Source organism: Halorhodospira sp. M38, from assembly GCF_022227985.1.
GTDB lineage: Bacteria > Pseudomonadota > Gammaproteobacteria > Nitrococcales > Halorhodospiraceae > Halorhodospira > Halorhodospira halophila_A.
This window is the reverse complement of record NZ_JAJNQP010000035.1, coordinates 1-9456: the sequence shown is the minus strand read 5'-3', so window position 1 is coordinate 9456 and position 9456 is coordinate 1. Positions and strand designations below refer to the sequence as shown.

General features: G+C 70.5%; 7 protein-coding genes. 2 read left to right on the top strand and 5 right to left on the bottom strand.

What is annotated here, in order from left to right:
- Window positions 1-56 precede the first annotated feature (56 nt).
- The 4 genes from LRA98_RS12055 to LRA98_RS12040 are packed head-to-tail and all read right to left on the bottom strand — an operon-like array spanning window position 57 to window position 3696.
- Window positions 57-908, bottom strand: coding sequence for a squalene/phytoene synthase family protein (locus LRA98_RS12055; protein WP_238634148.1), 852 nt, complete (start codon window positions 906-908; stop codon window positions 57-59).
- A 9-nt stretch (window positions 909-917) separates the two neighbouring features.
- Window positions 918-1610 carry an HAD family hydrolase gene (locus LRA98_RS12050; RefSeq protein WP_201168684.1) on the bottom strand — a complete coding sequence of 231 codons (693 nt, stop codon included), beginning with the start codon at window positions 1608-1610 and terminating at the stop codon, window positions 918-920.
- Window positions 1610-2344: a bifunctional 2-polyprenyl-6-hydroxyphenol methylase/3-demethylubiquinol 3-O-methyltransferase UbiG gene (gene ubiG, locus LRA98_RS12045; protein ID WP_238634149.1), complete on the bottom strand. Its 735-nt coding sequence runs from the start codon at window positions 2342-2344 to the stop codon at window positions 1610-1612. Before ubiG ends, LRA98_RS12050 begins: the two co-directional genes overlap by 1 nt.
- 26 nt (window positions 2345-2370) lie before the next feature.
- A complete protein-coding gene (locus LRA98_RS12040; RefSeq protein ID WP_201168678.1) occupies window positions 2371-3696 on the bottom strand; it encodes a TRZ/ATZ family hydrolase in 1326 nt (441 codons plus the stop codon).
- Between the two features lie 38 nt (window positions 3697-3734).
- On the opposite strand from LRA98_RS12040, the gene mtnA reads away from it, so the two are divergent.
- Window positions 3735-4799 (top strand): S-methyl-5-thioribose-1-phosphate isomerase, encoded by a 1065-nt coding sequence (gene mtnA, locus LRA98_RS12035; RefSeq protein ID WP_238634150.1) that lies wholly within the window; start codon window positions 3735-3737, stop codon window positions 4797-4799.
- 269 nt (window positions 4800-5068) lie between these two features.
- Here the strand turns inward: mtnA and LRA98_RS12030 are convergent, their stop codons facing one another.
- Window positions 5069-6796: a potassium/proton antiporter gene (locus LRA98_RS12030; protein WP_238634151.1), complete on the bottom strand. Its 1728-nt coding sequence runs from the start codon at window positions 6794-6796 to the stop codon at window positions 5069-5071.
- Between the two features lie 81 nt (window positions 6797-6877).
- Between LRA98_RS12030 and gyrA the strand changes: the two genes are divergently transcribed.
- The gene (gene gyrA / locus LRA98_RS12025; protein ID WP_238634152.1) at window positions 6878-9439 is read left to right on the top strand and encodes a DNA gyrase subunit A; all 2562 of its coding nucleotides are present in this window, start codon (window positions 6878-6880) and stop codon (window positions 9437-9439) included.
- Window positions 9440-9456: the final 17 nt, after the last annotated feature.

Sequence of the window (9456 nt, the reverse complement as noted above, 5' to 3'; positions counted from 1 at the left end):
AACAGGGAGCGACGGGGGCCTGAAACAGGGAGCGACGGCGGGGGGCCCGCCTTAGGCTACAGCCGCCCCCGCCAGGCGACCCACACCTTGCGCAGCGGCGTCAGCGTCAGCCGGCCGCGGATCAGCTCCGCCGGCCCGCGGCGACGGATCTCCAGGAGCAGGGCCTGATGCAGCGCGGCGTACGCCGTGACCGGGCGTAACGCACGCGCCGCGGCGCGGTCCGTCGGCGCCCGCCGGCCCGCGGCCGAGAACAGCGGCTCGATGGCCCCGGCCTGGGCGTCCAGCGCCCGGAGCAGCGAGGGCAGGGCCGTCCCATCGGCTTGGAGCAGCGCTCCCTCCGCCGGCACTCCGGCCCCGCGCAGGGTCTCCCGGGGTAGGTCGCTGTCGCCGTAACGGGCGGCCAGCCCCTGCAGACGCAGGCTGCGGGTCAATGCGATGGCGCTGCCCAGTGCCGTCGCGTACCCGGTGGCCGAGTCGTCGCCGACCAGAACCCGGGCGGCCAGGCGTAGCGGGGCCGCGGCGTGGCGCTCGGTCAGCTCGCGCTGCTCGGCGAAGGTGTCGGGCCGGTCGCCGTCCAGGGTGCGGTCGGCCTCATCGAGCACGGCGCGCAGCTCCGCGCCCGGCAGCTGGTCATCGTGGACCGCTGCGGCCAGGGGGGCGGCCAGCGGGTGCTCGCCGCCCCCTTCGAGGATCCGCGCCAGCTCGGTGCGCCACCAATGCAGCTTGGCCCGGGCCACGTCGGGCTCCTGAGTGCTCAGCGGGATGCGCCGGATCTCACTGGTGAACGCCGCAATCGCCTGCAGCGGCCGGCGCTGCTGCTCCGGTGCCAGGCGCAGGGCGTAGTCCAGGCTGGAGCCCGGCGGGGCCGTCCGGGCCAACAGGTCGTCGGGGATGGCGGGTGCGGGCATGGCGCGGTTTCAGACAGCGGAGCGGTCGAGTCTGGCGCCTGCTTCGGGCTCAAGCCAACCCAGCAGCTCCGCGGGTTGGCGGATCAGCCCGTGGGCGCCCCACAGGGCCGGGCGGTCGCCGGCGTGCAGATAGCCGAATAGGGCCACCAGCCCGCGGGCGCCGGCGGCCACCGCCGCGTCGATATCCCGGCGGGCATCGCCCAGGCTCCAGCACGCCTCGGGGGCGCAGCCCAGCGTGGCGGCGGCGTGCCGGATCGGGTCGGGGTGGGGCTTGGCCCGGTCCAGCGTGTCGCCGCAGACCACCGCCCCGGCGCGCGTGTCCAGTGCCAGGCGCTCGAGCAGCGGTTCGGTGAGGTGCGTCGGTTTGTTGGTCACGATACCCCAGGGGATATCCTGCCCCTCGAGGGTGTCGAGCACCGCGGCCATGCCCGGGAAGAGCCGGCTCTCATCGGCGATGCGGGCCCGGTAGCGCCGGACCAGCTCCTGCTCGAGGGCCACCGCGTGCGGGTCGCTTGGGGGTACCGAGAAGGCGTGGCTGACCATGATCCGTGCGCCGTGGGAGACCGTGGTCTGCAGCGCACCCGTCGGCGCCGGCGGCCGCCCCGCCTCGGCGAGCAGCTCCTGGACGCAGGCGATCAGATCCGGTGCCGTGTCGACCAGGGTTCCGTCGAGATCGAAGAGGACGCCGCGCCGCGTGTTCATCAATGCTTGCGCAGGTGGGCGAAGTAGTTCACCGAGGTGTCCTGCTTCAGCCACGCCGTGCGGGTGAATGGGTTGTAGCCCAGCCCCGTGACCTCCTGGAGTACCAGCCCTTGGGGGCGCCCCCAGCGGGTCAGCTCCGAGGGGCGCACGAAGCGCTCATGCTGGTGCGTGCCCCGGGGCAGCAGGCCGAGGATGTATTCGGCGCCGACGATGGCCAGTGCGTACGAACGCAGGGTGCGGTTGATGGTCGAGAAGCAGGCATCGCCACCATCGCGCAGTAGCGTGGCGATGGCGCCCACCACGGACTCCGGGCGCGGGGTGTGCTCGATCATCTCCATGCAGACCACGGCGTCGAAGGGCTCGATCTCCCCGCGCTGCGCCTCCTCGGCCAGTTCCTCGACCGTGCACTGGCGGTAGTCGACGCTGGTGATCTCCGCCTCCAGGGCGTGGAGCTTGGCGGTCTGCAGCGCCTGGCGGGCCGTGTCGATGCCGAGTACCTGGGCGCCGCGGCGCGCCATGGCCTCGGCCAGCAGGCCGCCGCCGGCGCCGACATCAAGAATGCGCTTGCCGGCGAGCCCGCCCAGTCGCGCCTCGAGCCACTCCAGGCGCACCGGGTTGATGTCGTGCAGCGCCCGCTGGCTGCCGTCCGGCTCCCACCAGTCCCCGGTGGCATCGAACTGCGCTGTTTCGCGGGTGTCCTCGTTGCGCTCGCTGCCCGGGTCGGCCTGGTTCATGGGCTGCCCTCCGTTACCGTTGGCCCTCACTGAGCCCGCTCCGCTGCGATCCGTTCCCGCCACTGCTCGGCCCGGGCAATGGTCTCGGCCGGGTCCAGCGTGGTCAGCTGCCCGTCGCGCACGCGGGGCTCGCCGGCCACCCAGACGTCGGTGACGTGCTGGCGGTTGGCGGCGTAGACCAGCTGCGAGAGGGGGTTGTAGATCGGGTGCTGGTTGAGATCGGCCAGCGAGATGGCGGTCAGGTCCGCCGACTTGCCGGGTTCGATGGAGCCGATCTCCTCCTCCAGGCCGAAGGCGCGCGCGGCGTTGATGGTCACCATGGCCAGCGCCTGCTCGGCGGGCAGGGCGGCGGCATCGCCGGAGACCGCCTTGGCCAGCAGGGCGGCGGTGCGCATCTCGCCGATGAGGTCGAGGTCGTTGTTGCTGGCCACACCGTCGGTGCCCAGGGCGACGTTGACACCGGCGCGGGTCAGTGCGGCTGCCGGGCAGAAGCCGCTGGCCAGTTTCAGGTTGGCCTCCGGGCAGTGCAGCACGTGCGCGCCGGCGGCGGCCAGGCGTTCGATCTCGGTCTGCTCGAGCTGTGTGGCGTGCACGGCGAGCAGCCGCGGTGAGACCAGGCCGACTTCCTCGAGGCGCTGCAGGGGGCGCTTGCCGGTTTCGCGCAGGCTCTGCTGGACCTCGTCCGCGGTCTCCTGGACGTGGATGTGTACGGGAACGTCCAGGCGCTCGGCGTGCTCGCCGATCCGCCCCAGGAATCCGTCATCCACGGTGTAGGGCGAGTGGGGCGCGAACAGGGTGCGCACCAGCGGCTCGTCGCGGAAACGCTCGTGCAGCGCCAGGCCCTTTTCCAGGTACTCGTCCAGGCTCTGCGCGTAGCCGCTGGGTACGCCGATGACGATCATCCCGAGCTGGGCACGCATGCCCACCTGACGGGCGGCCTCGCCGGTCACCTCGGGGTAGAAGTACATGTCGTTAAAGCAGGTCACCCCGCCGCGGAGCATCTCGCCCATCGCCAGGGTGCTGCCGTCGCGCACGAAGGCCTCGCTGACCCAGCGCTGCTCGGCCGGCCAGATGTGCTCGGTGAGCCAGGTCATCAACGGCAGGTCGTCGGCCATGCCGCGCAGCAGGGTCATCGCGGTGTGCGTATGGGCGTTGATCAGCCCGGGGATGAGGACGTGCTCGCCGAGATCGTGCTGGGTATCCGCCCGGTAGCTCCCGCGCAGCTCGTCGTTGCCGGCGACGGCTACGATACGTCCGTCGCGGATGGCGACCCCGTGGTCCTCGAGCACGCTGCCGCTCGGCTCGACCGGGATGACCCAGCGGGCGTGGATCAGAGTGTCGACACGTTCCATAATACGCTCCGTTTTTACTGCAGCGAGGGTACCACGACTTGAATACCGCCTCCCACGACACGGTCCGGGCGCTGGAGTGGCGCGACGAGGGGCTCTATCTGCTCGATCAGCGCCTGCTGCCCGATCAGGAACAGTACGTCTGCTGCACCGACGCTGCGGCCGTCGCCCAGGCGATCACCGACATGGTGGTGCGTGGCGCGCCGGCGATCGGTGTGGCCGCCGGCTATGGTGCGGCCCTGGCCGGTGCTGCGGCTTGGCGAACCCACGGCGCCGGGTGGCAGGCTGGTATGGCCGAGGATATGGACACCCTGCGCCGCTCGCGGCCGACGGCCGTCAACCTCGCCTGGGCCCTGGCGCGCATGGAGACCTGCGCCTCGCGGCTGTCGGAGGACGAGGATCCGGCGTCGGCCCTGCTTGCCGAGGCCCACGCCATCCACGCCGAGGATGTTGCAGCCAACCAGCGCATGGGCCGCTCCGGCGCCGGGCTGATCCAGCCGGGCAGCGGGGTGCTCACCCACTGCAATACCGGCTCGCTGGCCACTGGCGGGTTGGGCACGGCGCTGGGCGTGATCCGCACCGCCTGGGCGGATGGCCGAATCGAGCGCGTCTTCGCCGACGAGACCCGGCCGTGGCTGCAGGGGGCTCGGTTGACCGCCTGGGAGCTGGCCGCCGACGGCATCCCGGTGGAGCTGCTGGCCGACGGCGCCGCGGCTGCCCTGATGCGCACCGGACAGGTGCACTGGGCGATTGTCGGTGCCGATCGCATTGCAGCCAACGGGGACGTGGCCAACAAGATCGGCACCTACGCCGTGGCCCTGGCGGCGCGCCAGCACGGGGTGCGATTCATGGTGGTGGCTCCCACCTCGACCATCGATCCGCAGACGGCCACCGGCGAGCAGATCCCCATCGAGACGCGGGACGCCCGCGAGGTCCTCTATGCCGGCGGCCAGCGGGTCGCGCCGAAGGCCGAGGGGGTCGGCGCCTGGAATCCGGTCTTCGATGTCACGCCGGCGGAGCTGGTGGATGTCATCGTCACCGAGCGCGGTGTGGTCCATCAGCCGGACGCCGACGGCATGGCCCGCCTGCTCGAGGGCGCTGGCTGAGTCGCCAAAGCGGCCCCGCATCCGCCGGGGGCTGAGCGGGCGCATTCCGAACGCGCCGAGCAGCGCAGCCCAAGCAGGGGGCCAGCGCGAACCTTTCCCGGTTCGCGCTGGTCAGCGCGCAGCGCAGAACGGCGCGTCAGCGCCGTTCCTTTGCGCGCGGCCCTGCGCGGGCGAGCAGCACAGGGAACCCCGCAGGGGCGCGTTCGGCGAGCCCGATCAGCCCCCGGCGGACGCGGGGCCGGTTCGGGGGCGGGCGCCCAGGGTACCGTTCAGCTCCGTTGCCCGATGCGCATGCCCACCTTGGCGATGCGCCCATCCTGGATCTCCCGGATGGTGAACTGCAGATTGTCGATCCGCACCCGGTCACCGACCACCGCCCGGTTGTTGAAGATCCACAGCAGATAGTCGCTCAGCGACTGCTCCGGCCGGGCACCGCTGGGCATGGAGATGCCGTAGGCGGTGGCGATGTCCCCCAGCTGCGCCGAGCCGTCCAGCGTGAACTCGCCGAAGAAGCGCTGCTCCGCCAGGTAGGCCGGCCCGCTGGGAGCAACGAACAGGCGGTCCAGATCCGCGATGTCCCGGGGCAGGGCCAGCAGGTACAGATAGTCCCGCGGGCGCAGCACCTCGCGCCTTGGGTGTTGCAGCGCCTCGCCCTCGCGGAACAGCGCCACCGGCTGGGCCGATGACGGCAGGTTGAGCCGGTTGATCGGCTCGTAGAGCGCCGGCGAACTCTCGGTGATCCGGTAGGCGATGAACGCGTAGTCGGTCTGGTGCGGGACGTCGATCACCTGACGCTGGGTGGCGCCACTGTCCGGCGGCACCTCAAGGCCGAGCAGCCGCGCCGCCGGCGCGATGGTCCAGCCCTGAACCACCAGCGAGACCAGCACCACGAAGAAGGCCACGTTGAAGAACAGCTCCGCCTGCTCAATCCCGGCCAGCAGCGGGAAGAGCCCGAGGATGATGGGCACCGCGCCGCGCAGGCCCACCCACGAGATGAACAGTTGCTCGCGCCAGGGGAACCGGAAGGGGGCCAGGCAGGCGAAGACCGCCAGGGGGCGGGCGACCAGGATCAGCACCGCGGCGGCGAGCAGGCCCTGGGCGGCAACGGGTAGCAGCTCCGAGGGCGTGACCAGCAGCCCGAGCACCACGAACATGGTGATCTGCGCCAGCCAGGCGAAACCGTCGTGGAAGCGGCGGATGTTCTGCGCCGCCTGCAGCCGCCGATTGCCGGCGATCAGCCCGGCCAAGTAGACGGCCAGGAAGCCGCTGCCGCCGAGGACCGCGGCCCCGCCGAAGATGGCCAGGCCGCCGCCGAGCGCCAGCAGGGGGTAGAGCCCGGGTGTCAGGTTGATGCGGTTGATCAGCCAGGCCAGGGTGAGGCCGCCGAGGGCGCCGAAGGCGGCGCCGAGGCCGAGCTGCTGGACGAACTCGAGCGCCGCGGTGGCGGCGAGCAGATCCGGCTGCTGGACGAGGATCTCGACCAGCATGATGGTCAGGAAGATCGCCATCGGATCGTTGGAGCCCGATTCGATCTCCAGCGTGGCGGCCACGCGCTGCTTGAGCTCCAGTCCGCGGGCGTGGAGCAGTCCGAAGACGGCCGCCGCGTCGGTGGAGCCAACGATGGCGCCGATCAGCAGGCCCTGTTTCCAGTCGAGGTCGAAGGCCCAGGCCAGCACCCCGCCGGTGATGCCGGCGGTGATGATCACGCCCACGGTGGCCAGGGTGAGCGCCGGTTTGAGGGCCACCCGGAAGGTGGAGGCCTGGGTGCGCAGGCCGCCGTCGAAGAGGATGATGGCCAGCGCCAGGCTGCCGATCAGGTGGGCGGCCTGGATGTCGTCGAAGTCGATGCCGAACAGCCCCTCCTCGCCGAGGAGCATGCCAATGGCCAAGAAGACCAGCAGCAGCGGGGCGCCCACGCGGTCCGAGACCACGCTGGCGAGGATGCTCACCAGCAGCAGTGCGGCGCCGAACAGGATAAGTTGATTGGTCAGGTCCAAGCGGACGGCTCCCTGCGCTCCCGGTCGGGCGGCGGTATGGTACCATCGACCTTTTCCCCTGGAGAGTCTTGAGAAGAGCGCATGACCGGCGTTGCCCGCGAGATCCTCCCTGTAAACCTTGAAGACGAGATGCGGCAGTCGTACCTCGATTACGCCATGAGCGTAATCGTCGGGCGTGCCCTTCCCGATGTCCGCGACGGCCTCAAGCCCGTGCACCGGCGTGTCCTCCACGCCATGCGCGAGCTGGGCAACGACTACAACAAGCCGTACAAGAAATCGGCGCGTGTGGTCGGTGATGTCATCGGTAAGTACCACCCCCACGGCGATGCCGCGGTCTATGACACGATCGTGCGCCTGGCCCAGACCTTCAGCATGCGCTATCGCCTGGTCGACGGTCAGGGCAACTTCGGCTCCATCGACGGCGATTCACCAGCGGCCATGCGTTATACCGAGGTGCGCATGGCGCGCCTGGCCCACGAACTGCTCGCCGACATCGACAAGGAGACGGTGGACTTCGTCGACAACTACGACGGCTCCGAGCAAGAGCCCCACGTGCTGCCGACGCGTCTGCCCAACCTGCTCATCAACGGCGGCTCCGGCATCGCCGTGGGCATGGCCACCAACATCCCGCCGCACAACCTGCGCGAGGTGATCGACGCCTGCGTGGCCCTGGTCGACGACCCGGAGCTGCCCGTCGAGTCGCTCATCGAGTATGTTCCGGCCCCGGACCTACCCACCGGCGGCATCATCTTCGGTACCGCCGGCATCCATCAGGCCTTCCGCACCGGTCGCGGGCGCATGGTCCTGCGCGCCCGTGCCGAGGTCGAGGAGATGACCGCGGACCGCGAGCGCATCGTGGTCACCGAATTGCCCTATCAGGTCAACAAGGCGCGGCTGGTCGAGAAGATCGCGGAGCTGGTCAAGGAGCGCCGCCTCGAGGGCATCTCCGAGCTGCGCGATGAATCGGACAAGGAAGGCATCCGCATCGTCCTCGAGCTCAAGCGCGGCGAGGCCGGTGAGATCGTGCTCAACAACCTCTACCGGCACACCCAGATGCAGACGGTCTTCGGCATCAACATGGTGGCGCTGCACGAGGGCCAGCCGCGTACGCTCAACCTCCGGCAGGTGCTCGAAGCCTTCATCCGTCACCGCCGCGAGGTGGTCACCCGGCGCACCATCTACGAGCTGCGCAAGGCCCGCGAGCGCGCCCACGTGCTCGAGGGGCTAGCCGTCGCCCTGGCCAACATCGACGAGGTCATCGCGCTGATCAAGGGCTCTTCGGGCCCGGCGGAGGCCAAGGCCGAGCTGGTCGCCCGGGACTGGCGCCCCGGGGTGGTTACCGAGATGCTCGAGCGCGCCGGGGCCGCCGCCACGCGCCCGGAGGAGCTGGCCGATCACTTCGGTCTCGATGCCGATTCGGGCATCTACCGCCTCTCCGAGGCGCAGGCCCAGGCGATCCTCGACCTGCGCCTGCACCGCCTGACGGCCATGGAGCAGGACAAGATCGTCGAGGAGTACAGCAACCTCCTCGAGCGGATCGCCGAGCTGATCCGCATCCTCGACAGCGGCGAGCGGCTGATGGAGGTCATCCGCGAGGAACTGGTGGCGATCCGGGATCAGTACGGCGACGAGCGCAAGACCGAGATCCGCGAGGATACCGCCGAGCTCTCGCTGGAGGATCTGATCAGCGAGGAGGACATGGTGGTCACGCTCTCGCACCACGGCTACGTCAAGGCGCAGCCGCTGGACGGCTACCGCGCGCAGCGCCGCGGCGGCCGGGGCAAGAGCGCCACCGCGATGAAGAACGAGGACTTCATCGACAAGCTGTTCATCGCCAACACCCACGACACGCTGCTGTGCTTCTCGAGCACCGGCAAGTGCTACTGGCGCAAGGTCTACGAGCTGCCGCAGGGCAGCCGCACCTCGCGCGGGCGGCCGATGGTCAACCTGCTGCCCCTTGAGGAGGATGAGCGCATTAACGCCGTCGTCCCCGTGCGCGAGTTCGACGAGAACCACTTCGTCTTCATGGCCACGCGCAACGGCACGGTCAAAAAGACGCCCCTGTCGCACTTCTCGCGGCCGCGCTCCAGCGGCATCATCGCCCTGGAGCTGCGCGGTGACGACACCCTGGTGGATGCCGAGATCACCAACGGCGATCGCGAGGTGATGCTGCTCTCCGACGCGGGCAAGGCGCTGCGCTTCCACGAGTCGGATGTTCGTGCCATGGGCCGGACCGCCGGCGGCGTGCGCGGCATCCGCCTGGAATCCGGCCAGCGGGTGATCGCGCTGCTGATCCTCGGCGAGGGGGATATCCTCACCGCCACCGAGCACGGCTACGGCAAGCGCACCCCGGTGGCCGACTACCCGCGGCGGGGCCGGGGCGGCATGGGCGTGATCTGCATCCGCACCACCGAGCGCAACGGCCGGGTGGTCGGTGCCGTGCAGGCCGCCGAGGACGACGAGATCATGCTGGTCAGCCGCAGCGGTACGCTGGTGCGCACCCCTGTGGCCGATGTGTCGCGGGTCGGGCGCAACACCCAGGGGGTGAAACTCATCAGCCTCGACGAGGATGAGCAGCTGGTCGGCCTCGAGCGGGTCGAGGGGCTGGCCGAGACGGAGGCGCCGGAGGCGCCCGAGGCCTAGGGAGTCGCGGGGGGGGG

Coding starts and splice junctions, on each gene's coding strand:
- gyrA (WP_238634152.1), top strand. CDS start 6,878: ATGACCGGCGTTGCCCGCGAGATCCTCCCTGTAAACCTTGAAGACGAG.
- LRA98_RS12040 (WP_201168678.1), bottom strand. CDS start 3,696: ATGGAACGTGTCGACACTCTGATCCACGCCCGCTGGGTCATCCCGGTC.
- ubiG (WP_238634149.1), bottom strand. CDS start 2,344: ATGAACCAGGCCGACCCGGGCAGCGAGCGCAACGAGGACACCCGCGAA.
- LRA98_RS12055 (WP_238634148.1), bottom strand. CDS start 908: ATGCCCGCACCCGCCATCCCCGACGACCTGTTGGCCCGGACGGCCCCG.
- LRA98_RS12050 (WP_201168684.1), bottom strand. CDS start 1,610: ATGAACACGCGGCGCGGCGTCCTCTTCGATCTCGACGGAACCCTGGTC.